Origin of the sequence: Actinokineospora auranticolor (assembly GCF_002934265.1) — a bacterium.
Classification (GTDB): domain Bacteria; phylum Actinomycetota; class Actinomycetes; order Mycobacteriales; family Pseudonocardiaceae; genus Actinokineospora; species Actinokineospora auranticolor.
In genome coordinates this window covers 221,813-236,736 of record NZ_PTIX01000004.1, presented here as the reverse complement: position 1 = coordinate 236,736, position 14,924 = coordinate 221,813, and the positions used below count along the sequence as shown (strand labels likewise).

Below are 14,924 nucleotides of genomic sequence, written 5' to 3'. Positions count from 1 at the left end.
CGCGGTGCGCCCGGGTGTCACGGTGCCGGGGCGACCGGGTGTCTCGATCGGCACGACCGGGCGGTGCCGGTGTGCGGTGACGCGCGCTCGCGGGAGGGTCTCGCGGACTCGCTCCCCAGGGCAGGCTACCGGTCCCCCGTGACCTCGGGGGTGAACCGGGGTCCGTGGCACGGCGCACCCCCAGGACGCCGCGCCACGAGGTCCCCCCGCGGACCCCCGGTTCACCCCGACCACACGCTACGGGGCGGGCCGGCAGCCTGCCTGTACCGGCGCCGGTACCCCTCGGGGCCGCGCGCGACCCCATCCACCTGGGGTGATCCGGGTAGCAGATGCACTACGATGGGCAACCGGCAACTCCGTTGTCGGATCGGCGGCAAGTTCTCCGCACAACCGTGCGGCACCCGGACCAAGCGCGAGGGGGCAGGATGGTCGACCCGCCCGGCGCGTTCGGCGAGCTCCTCCGCTCCCACCGCACCCGGGTCGGCCTCACCCAGCAGCAGCTCGCCGAGCGGTCCGGGGTCAGCATCCGGGCGCTGCGCTACATCGAGCGCGGTGCGGTCGGCATGCCCCGCGCGGACTCGCTGCGCAGGCTCGCCGCCGCGCTCGGCGTCACCCCCGAGGCGCTCGCCGACGGCGCCGCGCGGCCCGCGAAACCGGTGCGGCCGCAAGCGTTGGGGCTCGGGCTGCTCGGGTCGTTCACCGTGGCGCAGGGCGGCCGCGAGGTGCCGGTCGGCGCGCTCAAGCAGCGCTGCCTGCTGGCCTTGCTCGCACTGCACCCGAACCAGCCGGTGAGCCGCGCGGAGATCATCGACGTGCTCTGGGGTGACGACCCGCCGGACAGCTGCCAGGGCCTGATCCACACCTACGCGTCGCGGCTGCGCAAGCTGCTCACCGAGGCGTCCAAGCGCAACGCCGAGGTGCTGCGCGCCACGCAGGCGGGCTACCGGCTGGCGGTCAAGCCGGACCAGCTCGACTCGCTGCGCTTCGAGGACCTGGCCCGGCAGGCGAAGCTGGTGCGCGCCGTGGACGCCGACACCGCCGCCGACCTGTTCGACGAGGCGCTGGCGCTGTGGCGCGGTCCGGTGCTGGCCGACCTGCCCGCGGGGCTGCGCGGGCACCCGGCCGCGGTCGCGCTGGCCGCGCGCAGGCGCGAGGTGGCCACCGCGCACGCGGACGTCGCGCTGGCCCTGGGCCGCTACGACCGGGTGGTGGCGGTCATCCGGCACCTGGCGCACGAGGAGCCGCTGCACGAGGGCCTGCACGCCCGGCTGATGCTCGGCCTGGCGGGCGGCGGCGAGCAGGCCGAGGCGCTGCGGGTGTTCGCCGACATCCGCGCCCGGCTCGACGACGAGCTGGGCGTGGAGCCGGGCCTGGAGATCCAGGACGCGCACCTGCGGGTGCTGCGCGACCGGCCCGCCCCTCCGCCGCCGCTGCCGGAGCCGGTCGCCCAGCGACCGCCCGCCCAACTGCCCGCGGAGACGCCGGGTTTCGTGGGCCGCGCGGCGACGCTGGCGGGGCTGGACGACCTGCTGGACCGGGTGGACGGCAGCCCGGGCGTGGTGATCGTGGCGCTGTCCGGCACGGCCGGTGTCGGCAAGACGGCGCTGGCGCTGCGGTGGGCGCACCGGGCCCGGGACCGGTTCCCGGACGGGCAGCTCGCGGTGAACCTGCACGGGTACGCGCCCGGCATGCCGCTGACGACCCAGGAGGTGCTGGTCCGGTTCCTGCACGCGCTGGGGGTGGCCCCGGAGCGGGTGCCGCTGGACCCGGACGAGGCGGCCGGGCTGTACCGGACGCTGCTGACCGGCAAGCGCGTGCTGGTGATGCTGGACAACGCGGCCGCCGCCGAGCAGGTGCGGCCGCTGCTGCCGGGCTCGTCCGGCTGCCTGGTCCTGGTGACCAGCCGCGACCGGCTGACCGGGCTGACCGCCCAGGACGGCGCCCACCAGATCCCGCTCGACGTGCTGGACCCGGGCGAGGCGATCGACCTGCTGGGGCGGCTGGTCGGGGTGGGGCGGATGCGCCGGGAGCCGGACGCGGCGGCGGAGATGGCGTCGATCTGCGGCCACCTGCCGCTGGCGCTGCGCATCGCCGGGGCGAACCTGGCGATCCGGCCGCTGGTGAGCATCGCCGACTACACCCGCGAGCTGCGGGAGCGGGGCCGGATGACCGGGCTGACGGTGGCGGGCGACGAGTCCGGCGCGGTGCGGGCGGCGTTCGACCTGTCGTACGAGAAGCTGGTGCCCGCGGCGCGCAGGCTGTTCCGGCTGCTGGGGCTGGTGCCGGGGGCGGACGTGGACGCGGCGGCCGCCGGGACGCTGAGCGGGTTGCCGCCGGGCGACGTGACCCGGCTGCTGCGGGTGCTCGACCACGGCAACCTGATCCGCGAGCACAGCCGCGGCCGGTACACCTTCCACGACCTGCTGCGCGAGTACGCGTCGGGCCGCTCCGCGCTGGAGGACGCGGAGACCGAGCGCACCGAGGCCGTGGTGGCGCTGTTCGACCACTACCTCAGCGAGATCGAGACGCACAGCTCCGTGCTGTGGCGGGTGGGGGCGCTGCCGGAGCACGGGGCCGAGGAGCGGGCGATCGCCTGGCTCGACGCCGAGCGCGGCAACCTGGTCGCGGCGGCGACGGCGGCCTCGGGGCTGGACCTGCACCGGTACGCGTGGCGGTTCGCGGAGGCGCTGCGGCAGTACTTCTGGAACCGGGGCCACGGGGCGGACGGGCTCGTCGTGGGGCAGGCGGCGCTGGCCGCGGCGCGGGCGACCAGGGACCTGGACGCGGAGGCGTCCGTGCACGACCTGCTGGGGCTCATCCACACGAACCTGAGCGACTACGTGGCGGCGATCGAGAGCCACCGCTGGGCGCTGGAGCTGAGCCAGTCGACCGGCAACCGGATCGTCGAGGCGGCGGCGCTGCACAACCTGGGCCGGGCGCACTCGCAGCTGGGCCAGCCCGCGCAGGCGTCGGCGTTCTACGAGCAGGCGCTGGAGCTGAACCGGGTGATCGGCAACCGGTTCGGCGAGGCGGGGGCGCTGAACTACCTGGGCGGCACGGCGCTGTCGCTGGGCCGCCCGCAGCAGGCGATCGACCGGCACACCGAGGCGCTGGAGCTGAGCACGCGGATCGGCAACCGGCACGTGCAGGCGGCGGCCTGCCAGGGCCTGGGCCTGGCGCTGTGGGCGATGGGCGAGCTGCCCAGGGCCGCGCAGCGCTACCGGGAGGGCATGGCGATCTGCCGCCGGTACGGGTACCGGCACGGTGAGGTGAGCATGCTCATCTGCCTGGCCGAGACCGGGTGCGACGCGGGCGACTACGCCGCGTCGGCCACCCAGGTCCGCAAGGCCATGGAGGCGGGGCGGCAGCTGGGCGAGCGCCGCCATGAGGTGAGCGGCCTGGACATCCTGGCCACCATCCAGCAGCGCACGGGCGAGTGGTCCTCGGCGGCCACCCACTACACCCGGGCGCTGGGCCTGGCCAGGGAGATCCGGTTCGGCTACGGCGAGGCGTCCGTGCTGACCGGCCTGTGCGCGCTCTACCGCCGCACCGGCGACCCCCGGTCCGCGATCGACTACGGGACCAGCGCCCTGGCGCTGATGCGCGACACCGGCATGCGGCTGCTGGAGGCCAGGGCGCTGACCGAGCTGGCGCACGCGCACCTCGACGGCGGCGACCCGGCCTCGGCGGCGGAGCACATCGAGGAGGGCCTCACCATCGCGATCCGCACGGGCCAGCGCCTCGCCGAGGCGCGGGCCCGGCACGTGCGCGCCCTGGTCCGCCAGCTGACCGGCAACCGCCCGGGCGCGGTCACCGACTGGCAGACCGCGCTCCCCCTCTTCGAGCGCCTCGGCGTCCCCGAGGCCGCGCACGTCCGCGCGCTGCTCGCCGCGTTCACCGCAGGCTAGGTGCAGGAATGGACGGCAGGCGCGGAGCAAATGGCTTTCGTCGCATTCTTTTTCTGACCTACGATTCCGCCCCATGAGCAAGGCGAAGTCGGACAACAAGATCGCCACCAACCGGCGGGCGTGGCACGACTACACCGTGCTCGACACCATCGAGGCAGGCGTCGCGCTGGTCGGGACCGAGGTCAAGAGCCTGCGGCTCGGGCGGGTCTCGCTCGTCGACTCCTTCGCCACCATCGACGACGGCGAGGTGTGGCTGCGCGGGCTGCACATCGCCGAGTACGCGCTGGGCACGTGGACCAACCACACGCCGCGGCGGGTGCGGAAACTGCTCCTGCACCGCCGCCAGATCGACAAGTGGGACATCCGGCTGCACGAGAGCGGGCTGTCGCTGGTGCCGCTCTCCCTGTACTTCGCCGACGGCCGGGTGAAGGTCGAACTCGGCCTGGTGCGCGGCAAGAAGACCTGGGACAAGCGCCAGGCGCTGGCCAAGCGGGACGCGGAGCGGGAGATCGCGAAGGCGTTCTCCCGGCAGGCGAAGGGGAAGCGCCCGCGCTGATGCCGTCCGGGTGAACCCGGGAACAGGGGCGTACGGCACACCCTCGGACGCGGCCTGACGTGACACTATCGGGGGGTGCGCGTGCCCAGGTTCCTCGCTGCGCTCCTGGGACTTGTGGACAAGTTCGAGGAGCGGGGGGTGCACGTCCCCGGCGAGGACAACGGCGCGATCTCCCCGTGGCGCGACTTCGGCTGGCTGATCGCCGCCTGGCTGGTGGCCGTCGGTGTGTTCGTCCTGCTGTTCGCGTTCGCCACCTGAGCCCGTCACCCGTACCCCGTACTGTGCGCAGTGGCGGCGGTCACTCCGGGTGTATCGGTGATCACGGCTCGGCCACAGTGCGGAACCAGGTACGACTCAACGGCCCATTCGACTCGGCGGGGTGGGGGGTCGGCCGCCATGGTGGAGTCGTACCCCCGAGTCCCCGGCCAGGAAGAGACAGACGAGACGTGAAGACCGTCGGATTGGTGGCCGCGACCTGCGCCCTCCTGGTGGTCCTCACCGGGTGCGGCGGCGGGGCCGCGGGTTCCGCCGAGCCCACCCCGGCGGCCGGGGCGACCAGCGTCACCGACGAACTGGCCAGAGCCGACAGCCCGGTCACCCGCAGCGGCGAGCGCAGGCCGCTGGCGGAGGGGCTCACCATCACCGTCTCGGCGCCCAAGTCGTTCGTCCCGTCGGCGTCCGCGTCGGCCGGGGTCGAGGCGAAGCGGGCCGTCGGCTTCGAGATGACCGTCCGCAACGACGGCCCGGCGCTGTACCGGTCGGCGTCGCTCTCGCTGACCGCCATGGTCAACGGCGAGCTGACCCAGCAGGTCATCGACTCCACCCAGGGCTACACCGGCGTGGTCGGCGCCTCGGACGTGCCCCCCGGCGGCTCGATGCGCTTCTCGGTCGCCTTCGCGGTGCCAGCCGAGACGGTGTCCGTGCTGGTCAGCGCCCAGCCGGACACGGCGGGCGGGCCGAGCGTGACGGTCTTCGACGGCAGCACGTGAGCCCGCGCTAGCGTCGGGGCATGACTGACCAGATCCGCCTCGCCGCGGGCGACCGTGCGCCCGAGTTCACCCTGCCCGACAGCGAGGGCAACGACGTGTCGCTGACCGACCTGCGCGGCCGGTCCGTGCTGCTGTACTTCTACCCCGCCGCCTCCACCCCCGGGTGCACCAAGCAGGCCTGCGACTTCCGCGACAACCTCGCCGAGCTCAACGACGCCGGGTTCGCCGTGCTGGGCGTGTCCCCGGACAAGCCCGCGAAGCTGGCCAAGTTCGTCGCCGAGGAGGGCCTGACCTTCCCGCTGCTGTCGGACGTCGACAAGGCCGTGCTGACCTCGTACGGCGCGTACGGCGAGAAGCAGCTCTACGGGAAGACGGTGACGGGCGTGATCCGCTCCACCTTCGTCATCGACCCGGAGGGCACCGTCACGCACGCGCTCTACAACGTGCGCGCGACCGGGCACGTGGCGAAGCTGCGCAAGGACCTCAAGATCTGACGGGAACCACACGGACCTGGCCAGGTCCTGGCAATCCGGCCGGACCGGGCAACCGGCCGACCGCCGGTGCCGTTACGCCGTCCCCACCAGGGGAGTTGCACTCTGAACGGGTCAACTCCCCCGGTGGCGGTCGCGTACTCACGGCGTGCGCCACCACCGCTTTCCCGCTCTGCTGGGCCTTTTCCTCGTGCTCGCGGCGGGCTGTGCCCGGGCCCCGGCCGGGGGATCCCAGGTACCCCAACTGATCTCGCCGCTGACCTCCGCGCCCACTGCCCCGGCGGTCGGCACGACCACCCGGCCGCCGTCGCCGCAGCCGGAGCCGCCCCCGAAGACCGCCGTCGACCCGGACTCGCTCGTCGCCGCCGCGCGCGGGGTGGAGCGGTCGGCGAAGGTCGGGGTCCTGGTGGTGGACCGGACGAGCGGCGCGGACGTGGTGTCGCTGAACGCGGACCGGCAGTTCCGGTCGGCGTCGCTGGTGAAGCTGCTCATCGCCGTCGACGCGCTGCGCCGGGGCGCGGACGCCGCGACCCGCAAGCGGATCGCGGTCATGCTCCAGGTCTCCGACGACGACATCGCCACCGCGCTGTGGACCGGCGCGGGCGGCTCGGCCCTGGTCACCCGGATGGTTCGGACCATGGGGCTGACCGGGACCAGGCCACCGGCGATCGTGGGGCGCTGGGGTGACGTGCTGCTCACCGCGCGCGACGTCGCACGGGTGTACCGGTACGTGCTGGCGGAGTTGCCCGCCGCGGACCGGGCGCTGGTGGTCGAGGCGATGGCCTCCGCGCCGCGCACGGCGGCGGACGGGTTCGACCAGCACTTCGGGATCCCGGACGGGATCACCGCGGAGTGGGCGGTGAAGCAGGGGTGGTCGAACAGCACCAACGACATCGTCGTGCACAGCACCGGGCTGGTGGGGCGGGATTGGCGGTACACGGTCATCGTGCTCACCGAACACCCTCTGGGAGTGCGGTGGAAGACCGCCGCACAGTCGGTAACCGCGGTTGCGCGAGTGCTTAATCCGCTGATCTCGTGAACTTCTTCACTCGGCCGGGCGTTCTTCTGGCATGCGCTGGCGGTGGCCCCGACTGGCCGTTTTGTTGCTCCCGTTCGTGATCGCGGGCTCGGCCATGCCCATGACGTGCACCGGTTCGGCGGCCGCGGCGGCACCGCCGACACCGCTCGCCCGCCCCCTGGTGCCCCCGAGCGCGACACCCGCGGGACTCGACTCGGCCGCCGTGGCCGCCGAGGTCGTCGGGGCTGTGCACCGGCAGTCCGCCCGCGCGGAGGTGGGGCTGCTGGTGTGGGACCGCGCGTCCGACAGCCTGCTGGTCTCCGTTGACGCCGACCGGAGGCTCCGGTCCGCGTCGCTGGTGAAGCTGCTGATCGCGGTGCGCGTGGCGGGTGAGCCCGGCACCGGGTCCCGCGTGACGCGCATGCTGCGCGCCAGCGACGACGCCGCCGCCAGCGCGCTGTGGGGCCTGCACGGCGGTGACCGGCTACCCGAGCTCACCGGCCCCGTGCTGGGGCTGGAAGGGCTGGCGGCACCGGATGTCCCGGGCTACTGGGGCGACACCCTGTTGAGCCCCAACGACATCTTGGCGACCTACCGGTACTTCTTGCGCAGCGCACCGGAACTCGTCGACCCGATGCGCGCCGCCCCGCGCGTCGCGGCGGACGGGTTCGACCAGCACTTCGGCATCCCGTCGGCGTTCGCCGGGCCGTGGGCGGTGAAGCAGGCGTGGGGCAGCGGGAACGGCTACGTCGCCGTCCACACCACCGGCGTCCTGGGCGCTGGTGACCGGTACGTCGTCCTGCTCATGACGAACCACCCGTCGTCGGTGTCGTTCAGCCGCGCCATCGCCTCGGTGACCGCGGGGGCGAAGGCGTTGGCGGCGGTGCTCCCGCTGGCCTAGGTGTGATGTCCGGGGAAGTTGGTCAGCCGGGTGACCGGTGGCTTGCCCGGCAGCGCACCAGCACCGCGTGGACCGTGGACGCGGGAAGGCCGAACCGGCCGGCGATCCGGACCGGCCCGAGCCGCGTGCGCCACCGCAACCGCACGATCGCCCGGACCAGGTGTTCGGGTGTACGGGTCGGGCTGTGGTGCGGACGCGAGCCGCGGTCGGCCATCCCGGCCACGCCTTCGGCGCGGTAACGGTCGACCCACTTCGCGGCTGTCTTGTCAACCACCATGAACATCTTCGCCACCGCGACGTGGGCCCAGCCTCGCTCGACGACCAGGCGCGCGAGTCGTAGACGGGTTCGCGGGGTCAGGGTGGGACACGACGGCCCCCGAAGGCGTGAAGCGGTTCCTAGACAGCTCCACTTCACATCCGGAGGCCCTCACCTGCCAACGGGACAGGCCACTACCGGTCACCTCAGATCGGGACAACGTCCCCGGACATCGCACCTAGGCGCCTAGCCGCTCAGGGCCGCGAGGTGCGGGAGGAGCAGGCGCAGGGCCTGGCCGCGGTGGGAGATGGCGTCCTTGGCGTCCGGGGTGAGCTCCGCCGAGGTCCGGTCGTGGCCGTCGGGGACGAAGATCGGGTCGTAGCCGAAGCCGTTGGCACCGCTGGGTTCGCGGACGATCCGGCCGCGCCACTCGGCGCGCAGGACGGTTTCCGCCCGGCCCGGGACGACGAGCGCCACCGCGCACACGAACCCGCCGCCGCGGCGCTCGTCCGGGACGTCGTTGAGCTGGGCCAGGACCAGGTCGAGGTTGGCCTTGTCGTCGCCGTGCCCGCCGGACCAGCGGGCGGAGAGCACCCCCGGCATGCCGTTGAGCGCGTCGACGGCGATGCCCGAGTCGTCGGCGATCGACGGCAGGCCGGTCTCGCGGGCCGCGTCCCGGGCCTTGGCCAGCGCGTTCTCCTCGAAGGTCGCGCCGGTCTCCGGGGCGTCCGGGAACGCCGGGACGTCGTCGAGGCCGATGATCTCCACCCCGTCCACCTGCTCGGCGGCGAGGATCCGGCGCAGCTCCGCGAGCTTCTTGGCGTTGCGGCTGGCGAGCAGGACCCTGGTCACTTGCCCCCCTTGGGTTCGGGCAGGGTGCCGGGGTACGGCTTGGCCAGCGCCTCGGCCTGGACGCGGTTGAGCTCGGCGCAGCCCGCCATGGCGAGGTCGAGCATGGCGTCGAGGGTGGAGCGGGCGAAGGTGGCGCCCTCGCCGGTGCCCTGGACCTCGATGAGGGTGCCCGCGTCGGTGGCGACCACGTTCATGTCGACCTCGGCGCGCGCGTCCTCCTCGTAGGGCAGGTCGAGCCGCACCCGGCCGCCCACCACGCCGACGCTGACTGCGGAGACCGCGCAGGACAGCGGCTGGGGGTCGGCGAGCTTGCCCGCCGCGCCCAGGTAGGTGACGGCGTCGGCGAGGGCGACGTAGGCGCCGGTGATGGCGGCCGTGCGGGTGCCGCCGTCGGCCTGGATGACGTCGCAGTCGAGGTGGATGGTGTTCTCGCCGAGCGCGGACAGGTCGATGCAGGCGCGCAGCGAGCGGCCGATCAACCGGCTGATCTCGTGCGTGCGGCCACCGACCCGGCCCTTCACCGACTCCCGCTCACCCCGGGTGTTGGTCGCCGACGGGAGCATCGCGTACTCGGCTGTCACCCAGCCGAGCCCGGAGCCCTTGCGCCACCGCGGCACGCCCTCGGTCACGCTGGCGGCGCAGAGCACCCGGGTACGCCCGAAGGACACCAGCACGGAACCGGCGGGCCAGTCCTGGTACCCGCGCTGGATCGTGATGTCCCGGAGCTGGTCGTCGTTCCTGCCATCGCTTCTCACCACGGCGGTCAGCCTAGAGGCAGCCGATCAGTGCCGGTATGCCAACCACGCCGATCGACAGGTCCGAGCCGAACCGCACCTGCTCCGGCGCACCATTTCCGGCTGACGCGTCCTGACTTCCCCACCTCCGCTCCGCACTCCTCACACCCACCCCCTCATCCACCACCTGCCAGACCCGCCACCCTTGGACTTCAGCCAGCCCCGCCCCGCCAAGGCACCCAGCCCTTGCCAACCAGCCCGCCACCTCACCCACCACCCCGCCAGGCCGAACCCACTACCCGCCGACGTGTGCCAACCCGCGTTCCCGCGAAGCCGCCGCGCCCCGCTGTGCACGCAACTCTTCTCGCGTTGGAGCCCGGGAGAACGGGACCACGCTGGAACGGTTGCGTAGGTGGAGCCATGGGTCACCCGGCAACCGGCAGCCGCCGACGCGAGTGGATGCGGTCCGACTCTTCGCGAAAAAGCGGTCGTCCTCGATCGAGCGAATCCGCTTTGCGCGGGGCCCCTACGAGCCTGCGGTGGGGCAAAAGCGGGTGGGATGGCAAGCCACCCCACCCGCAGGGAAGCTTGGCAGACTCGTCCCCCCACACAAAGCAAATCCGCCCGATCAGGGGTGTGGCAAGGGCGCGTTGCGTTGGCGAGCAACGTGGGATCAAGGAGCGTTTGCAGGTGGGTTGCGAGAGAACTCGCGGAAGGGGTGGGGGAACTCAGGCAGCGGCGCGACACATGGGCAGGCGACGCGGAACAAGCAGCCGACTGCGGGGCGGGGTTGGAGAGGAAGCCGCGGCAGAGAAGAGAGGCTCAGGCAGAGACCCGCCACGCGAACAGACGACACGGGACGATCAGCAGGCCACAGGCAGGCGGGAAGAGAACCCGCGGAAGCGAGAACAGGCACAGGCAGACACGCACCACGCGAACAGACGACACGGGAGGAGCAGCGGGCCACAGGCGGGTGGGAAGAACTTGCGGAAGGGGAGGCGGAGGCAGAAGCGCGTCGCCTGGACCGACAGTATGGGATCAAGCGGCGGGCTGGTGGGAGAACTCCCGGAGGGATAGCGGCAGGCGGGCCGGACCTCAGAGCCGGTACTGCGCGCCGCGCTCAACGACGGTGACCTCGCCGTCGTAGGCCGAGCGGGCTTCGGCCAGGACGGCGGCCGGGTCGGTCCAGGGCGCGATGTGGGTGAGCATCAGGTGGGAGGTCCCCGCCGCCGAGGCGACCTGCCCCGCCTCGAGACCCGACAGGTGCAGGTCCGGCACGTCGACCGAGCCGTGCGTCCAGGACGCCTCCGCGAGGATCACCTCCGCGCCGTGCGCCAGCTCCGCCAGCGCCGCGCACACGCCCGTGTCGCCCGTGTAGACGAGGCTCCGGCCGCCGTGGCTGATGCGGAAGCTGAAGGACTCGCACGGGTGGGCGGCCGGGGCGGCGACCACCTCGAACGGTCCGATGTGGAGTTTGCCGGGGGATAACGCGCGGAAGTCGAACACATCGGACAGATCCGCGGCGGCCCGGTCGGCCTCGTCGGTGGCGTAGGCGTTGGCGAACCGGGCGGGCGCCTCCTTGGGCGCGTACACGGGTAACCGGTGTTCCCGGGGGTCCCGGGTGGGGGCCGGGTGGTACCGACGGTAGACGGTCAGCGCCGTGAAGTCCGCGCAGTGGTCGGCGTGCAGGTGCGAGAACAACAACGCGTCCATGGCGAACGGGTCGCGGATGGCCTGCAGGGCGGCGAAGGTCCCGTTGCCCAGTTCCACTCCGAGCTGGAAGCCGTCGGCTTCCAGCAGGTAGCCGGAGGTCGGGGCGTCGGGGCCGGGCACACTCCCGGAACAGCCGAGGACGGTCAGCAGCACGTCCGACAGCCTGTCACAGCCAGGGGTACGCAGACATCACCATCGAGCCAATGGAGCAAAGCCCGCGACGCCGGGACCGAGGAACCGGCGGGCCAGCCGGTCGAACGGTTCGGCGGCCCCGGTGGCACCGAACTCGTGCACCGGGTCATCCTCCAGCTCAGTCAGCGAACCGGTCTCGGTCAGCACCCGGAAGACGTCCTTGGCACATTCCTCCGCACTGGACACGAGCGTGACATCGGGCCCCATGACGACCTGCAGAACCCCGGTGAGCAGCGGGTAGTGCGTGCAGCCGAGCACCACGGTGTCCACAGCGGCCTGTTGCAGCGGCTCCAGGTAGGTCTGCGCCAGCCCGAGGATCTGCCGACCGGAGGTGACGCCCCGCTCCACGAAGTCGACGAAGCGCGGGCACGCGGCACCCGTCACGGCGATGCCCGGCGCGGCGGCGAACGCGTCGTCGTAGGCCCCCGAGCGGATGGTGCCCGTGGTGCCGATCACACCGACGCGGCCGGACTTCGTGACCGCCGCGGCCCGCCGCACGGCGGGCACCACGACCTCGACGACCGGGATGGGGTAGCGCTCGCGGGCGTCGCGCAGGCAGGCGGCGGAGGCGGTGTTGCAGGCCAGCACGAGCATCTTCACGCCGCTGTCGACGAGCTCGTCGGTGATCGCCAGGGTCAGTTCGCGGACTTGGGCGATCGGCCGCGGGCCGTACGGGTTGTTGGCGGTGTCGCCGATGTAGCGCAGCCGCTCGTGCGGCAGCTGGTCGATGATCGAGCGGGCCACGGTGAGCCCGCCGACCCCGGAGTCGAAGATGCCGATCGGCGCGTCCGGGTTCACAGGGCCCCGGTCGGACCGGGCAGCTCGGCCCGCGGCTCAGCAGGCACCCGGCGGGCGGTGGACCGGTTCCCCAGCGCCACCAGCCAGGCCGCGAGTACCCCGCCGAGCGCGCCGAACAGGTGGCCCTGCCAGGAGACACCGGGGTTGCCCGGCAGCACGCCGAGGAGCGTGGTGCCCCAGTAGAGCAGCAGGCCGACGGCCACCAGCAGCTGCAGCGCGCTGCGGTTGAAGACACCCCGCACGAGCAGGAACAGCAGCCAGCCGAAGCACAGCCCGGAGGCGCCGACGGTGACCGACTGCGATGGCGAGGTCAGCCAGACGCCGAGCCCGGACACCACCCAGATCGTGGCGGTGACCGCGACCCACTGGGCCAGTCCGCCCGCCATCGACAGGAAGGCGAACACCAGCAGCGGGATGGTGTTCGCCAGCAGGTGGTCCCAGCCGTGGTGCAGCAGCGGGGACCACAGCACGCCGAGCAGGCCGGAGGCCTCGCGCGGCACGACGCCGTACTGGTCGAGATCCGCGGGCAGCACCGCGTCGACCAGTTCGACCAGGTACATCAGCAGGGTCATCGCCCCGACCACGATCGCCGCCTGCGCCGGGTTCGGTGGCAGGACGCGCGCGGCTTGCCGAGTGGCTGGCTGGGTGCTCACACCACGAGATTACGTGGTCGGCCGGGCTCTCCGGATCAGGTGAATCCCGGATTCGCCCCGGGGTTGGCCCCCGGTGACCAGCCGGTGCCGCTGCGCTCAGTCGACGGCGCCGAGCAGGCGGGTGAGGGACTCCTCCATGCGGCGGGCCAACTCCCGGGCGCCCGCCCAGCGCATGACGAACCCGGTGGCCGCGCTCCGGGGTTGCTGCAGCGTGCGGAGCCGGACGACGGTCGCGTCCGGGCCGTCGGGTTCCAGTTCGATGCGGAACACCGCCGACGCCGCGTAGCTCGGGGCCGGTTTGCCGTTGAGGCGCTCGGCCGTGTGCTTCCACGCGATGACGCGCGGCGGGTCGTACTCGACGACCTCCTGGTCGATCTCCGAGCGCTTGGCGCCCCACCGGCCGTGCTGGGTGCGCTGCTCGCCCAGCCCGGACCCCGACCGCACCTCCGTGCGGTCGGCGAAGCTGAACCAGTCGGGCGCGCGGGCGGCGTCGGACACGACGGCCCACACCCGCTCGATCGGGGCGGGGACGCGCCCCGACCGCTGTACCTCTACCGCCGGTCGGTTGGGCTTGCTCACGCGCGGAACACTAGGCCCAGAGGTGCCCGTCGAGGCGTTCGGCCGCCTCGTCGATGGTGCCGCTGTAGGCGCCGGTCGACAGGTACTTCCAGCCCGCGTCGGCGACGATGAACACCACGTCGGCCGACTCGCCCGTGCCCGCGACCTTCTCCGCCACGGCCAGGGCCGCGTGCAGGATGGCGCCGGTGGAGATGCCCGCGAAGACGCCCTCGGTCTCCAGCAGCTGCCGGGTGCGGCGCAGCGCGTCGTACGAGCCGACCGAGTAGCGGCCGGTCAGCACCTCGGGGTCGTACAGCTCCGGGACGAAGCCCTCGTCGAGGTTGCGCAGGCCGTAGACCAACTCGCCGTAGCGCGGCTCGGCCGCGATGACCTGCACGTCCGGCTTCTGCTCCCGCAGGTACCGGCCGACGCCGACGAGGGTGCCGGTGGTGCCCAGGCCCGCCACGAAGTGGGTGATGCCGGGCAGGTCGCGCAGGATCTCCGGGCCGGTGCCGCGGTAGTGCGCGGCCGCGTTGTCCGGGTTGCCGTACTGGTAGAGCATGATCCAGTCCGGGTTCTGCTTGGCCAGCTCCTTGGCCCGCCGCACGGCCTCGTTCGAGCCGCCCGCGGCCGGGGAGAACACGATCCGCGCGCCGTAGGCCTGCAACAGCTGCTTGCGCTCCTCGGAGGTGTTCTCCGGCATCACGCAGACCAGCCCGTAGCCCTTGAGCTTGGCGGCCATGGCCAGCGAGATGCCGGTGTTGCCCGAGGTCGGCTCCAGGATGGTCGCCCCGGGCAGCAGCCGCCCGTCGCGCTCGGCCGCCTCGATCATGGCCAGCGCGGGCCGGTCCTTGATCGAGCCGGTCGGGTTGCGGTCCTCCAGCTTCGCCCACAGCCGCACGTCCTTCGACGGCGACAGCCGCGGCAACCCGACCAGCGGGGTGTCGCCGAGCGCGTCGATGAGCGAGTCGTACCGAGCCACGGGTGTCCCCCTCCGGGTCCGGGAGTTCCGGTTAGCGCGCGCCGCCCGCGACGGCGGGCAGGATGGTCACGTTGTCGCCGTCGGCGACCTTGGCCTCCAGGCCGCCCGCGAAGCGCACGTCCTCGTCGTTGACGTAGATGTTGACGAAGCGGTGCAGGGTGCCGTCCTTGACCAGGCGGCCCTTGATGCCGCCGTGGTTGGCGTCCAGGTTGTCGATGACCTCGGCCAGGGTGCTGCCCGCGGCGCTGACGGACTTCTCGCCGCCGGTGTGCGTGCGCAGGATGGTCGGGATCGAGACGGTGACGGCCATGGTTCAACCTCCG

The 14,924-nt window shown here is 72.9% G+C and carries 15 protein-coding genes and 1 pseudogene; 7 read left to right on the top strand and 9 right to left on the bottom strand.

What is annotated here, in order from left to right:
- Nucleotides 1-425: 425 nt before the first annotated feature.
- From CLV40_RS09575 to CLV40_RS09545, 7 genes are all read left to right on the top strand, one after another.
- A complete protein-coding gene (locus CLV40_RS09575) occupies nucleotides 426-3,908 on the top strand; it encodes a tetratricopeptide repeat protein (protein ID WP_181043408.1) in 3,483 nt (1,160 codons plus the stop codon).
- 73 nt (nucleotides 3,909-3,981) lie between these two features.
- Nucleotides 3,982-4,464, top strand: a complete 483-nt coding sequence (gene smpB, locus CLV40_RS09570) for an SsrA-binding protein SmpB (protein ID WP_104478494.1) — start codon at nucleotides 3,982-3,984, stop codon at nucleotides 4,462-4,464.
- 75 nt (nucleotides 4,465-4,539) lie between these two features.
- A complete protein-coding gene (locus CLV40_RS09565) occupies nucleotides 4,540-4,722 on the top strand; it encodes a hypothetical protein (RefSeq protein ID WP_104478493.1) in 183 nt (60 codons plus the stop codon).
- A gap of 188 nt (nucleotides 4,723-4,910) precedes the next feature.
- Nucleotides 4,911-5,453, top strand: coding sequence for a hypothetical protein (locus CLV40_RS09560; protein ID WP_104478492.1), 543 nt, complete (start codon nucleotides 4,911-4,913; stop codon nucleotides 5,451-5,453).
- Nucleotides 5,454-5,473: 20 nt separating this feature from the next.
- Nucleotides 5,474-5,947 (top strand): thioredoxin-dependent thiol peroxidase, encoded by a 474-nt coding sequence (gene bcp, locus CLV40_RS09555; protein ID WP_104478491.1) that lies wholly within the window; start codon nucleotides 5,474-5,476, stop codon nucleotides 5,945-5,947.
- Between the two features lie 145 nt (nucleotides 5,948-6,092).
- On the top strand, nucleotides 6,093-6,983 hold the full coding sequence (locus CLV40_RS09550) for a serine hydrolase family protein (RefSeq protein WP_104478490.1): 891 nt from the start codon (nucleotides 6,093-6,095) through the stop codon (nucleotides 6,981-6,983).
- Nucleotides 6,984-7,014: 31 nt separating this feature from the next.
- Complete coding sequence (locus tag CLV40_RS09545; protein ID WP_104478489.1) at nucleotides 7,015-7,863, top strand: hypothetical protein; 849 nt, start codon at nucleotides 7,015-7,017, stop codon at nucleotides 7,861-7,863.
- A 31-nt stretch (nucleotides 7,864-7,894) separates the two neighbouring features.
- On the opposite strand, the pseudogene CLV40_RS09540 reads toward CLV40_RS09545, so the two are convergent.
- The 9 genes and pseudogenes from CLV40_RS09540 to CLV40_RS09500 all read right to left on the bottom strand — a co-directional run.
- A pseudogene (locus CLV40_RS09540) lies at nucleotides 7,895-8,221 on the bottom strand (helix-turn-helix domain-containing protein); the annotation flags it as partial.
- 144 nt (nucleotides 8,222-8,365) lie between these two features.
- A complete protein-coding gene (gene rdgB / locus CLV40_RS09535) occupies nucleotides 8,366-8,971 on the bottom strand; it encodes an RdgB/HAM1 family non-canonical purine NTP pyrophosphatase (protein ID WP_104478488.1) in 606 nt (201 codons plus the stop codon).
- Entirely contained in the window at nucleotides 8,968-9,729 is a 762-nt protein-coding gene (rph, locus tag CLV40_RS09530) for a ribonuclease PH (RefSeq protein ID WP_104478487.1), read from the bottom strand. The genes rdgB and rph overlap by 4 nt, the downstream gene beginning before the upstream one ends.
- 1,071 nt (nucleotides 9,730-10,800) lie before the next feature.
- Nucleotides 10,801-11,571: an MBL fold metallo-hydrolase gene (locus CLV40_RS09525; protein ID WP_104478486.1), complete on the bottom strand. Its 771-nt coding sequence runs from the start codon at nucleotides 11,569-11,571 to the stop codon at nucleotides 10,801-10,803.
- Between the two features lie 36 nt (nucleotides 11,572-11,607).
- A complete protein-coding gene (gene murI, locus CLV40_RS09520) occupies nucleotides 11,608-12,408 on the bottom strand; it encodes a glutamate racemase (protein ID WP_104478485.1) in 801 nt (266 codons plus the stop codon).
- Nucleotides 12,405-13,061, bottom strand: a complete 657-nt coding sequence (locus CLV40_RS09515) for a rhomboid family intramembrane serine protease (RefSeq protein WP_374065503.1) — start codon at nucleotides 13,059-13,061, stop codon at nucleotides 12,405-12,407. Before CLV40_RS09515 ends, murI begins: the two co-directional genes overlap by 4 nt.
- A gap of 96 nt (nucleotides 13,062-13,157) precedes the next feature.
- A complete protein-coding gene (locus CLV40_RS09510; protein ID WP_104478484.1) occupies nucleotides 13,158-13,640 on the bottom strand; it encodes an SRPBCC family protein in 483 nt (160 codons plus the stop codon).
- Nucleotides 13,641-13,650: 10 nt separating this feature from the next.
- Nucleotides 13,651-14,601 carry a PLP-dependent cysteine synthase family protein gene (locus tag CLV40_RS09505; protein ID WP_104478483.1) on the bottom strand — a complete coding sequence of 317 codons (951 nt, stop codon included), beginning with the start codon at nucleotides 14,599-14,601 and terminating at the stop codon, nucleotides 13,651-13,653.
- A 31-nt stretch (nucleotides 14,602-14,632) separates the two neighbouring features.
- Entirely contained in the window at nucleotides 14,633-14,911 is a 279-nt protein-coding gene (locus CLV40_RS09500) for a MoaD/ThiS family protein (protein WP_104478482.1), read from the bottom strand.
- Nucleotides 14,912-14,924 lie beyond the last annotated feature (13 nt).

Excerpts from the sequence above, each read along its gene's own strand:
- CLV40_RS09575 (WP_181043408.1), top strand. The coding sequence starts at position 426 with ATGGTCGACCCGCCCGGCGCGTTCGGCGAGCTCCTCCGCTCCCACCGC.
- smpB (WP_104478494.1), top strand. The coding sequence starts at position 3,982 with ATGAGCAAGGCGAAGTCGGACAACAAGATCGCCACCAACCGGCGGGCG.
- bcp (WP_104478491.1), top strand. The coding sequence starts at position 5,474 with ATGACTGACCAGATCCGCCTCGCCGCGGGCGACCGTGCGCCCGAGTTC.
- CLV40_RS09545 (WP_104478489.1), top strand. The coding sequence starts at position 7,015 with ATGCGCTGGCGGTGGCCCCGACTGGCCGTTTTGTTGCTCCCGTTCGTG.
- CLV40_RS09500 (WP_104478482.1), bottom strand. The coding sequence starts at position 14,911 with ATGGCCGTCACCGTCTCGATCCCGACCATCCTGCGCACGCACACCGGC.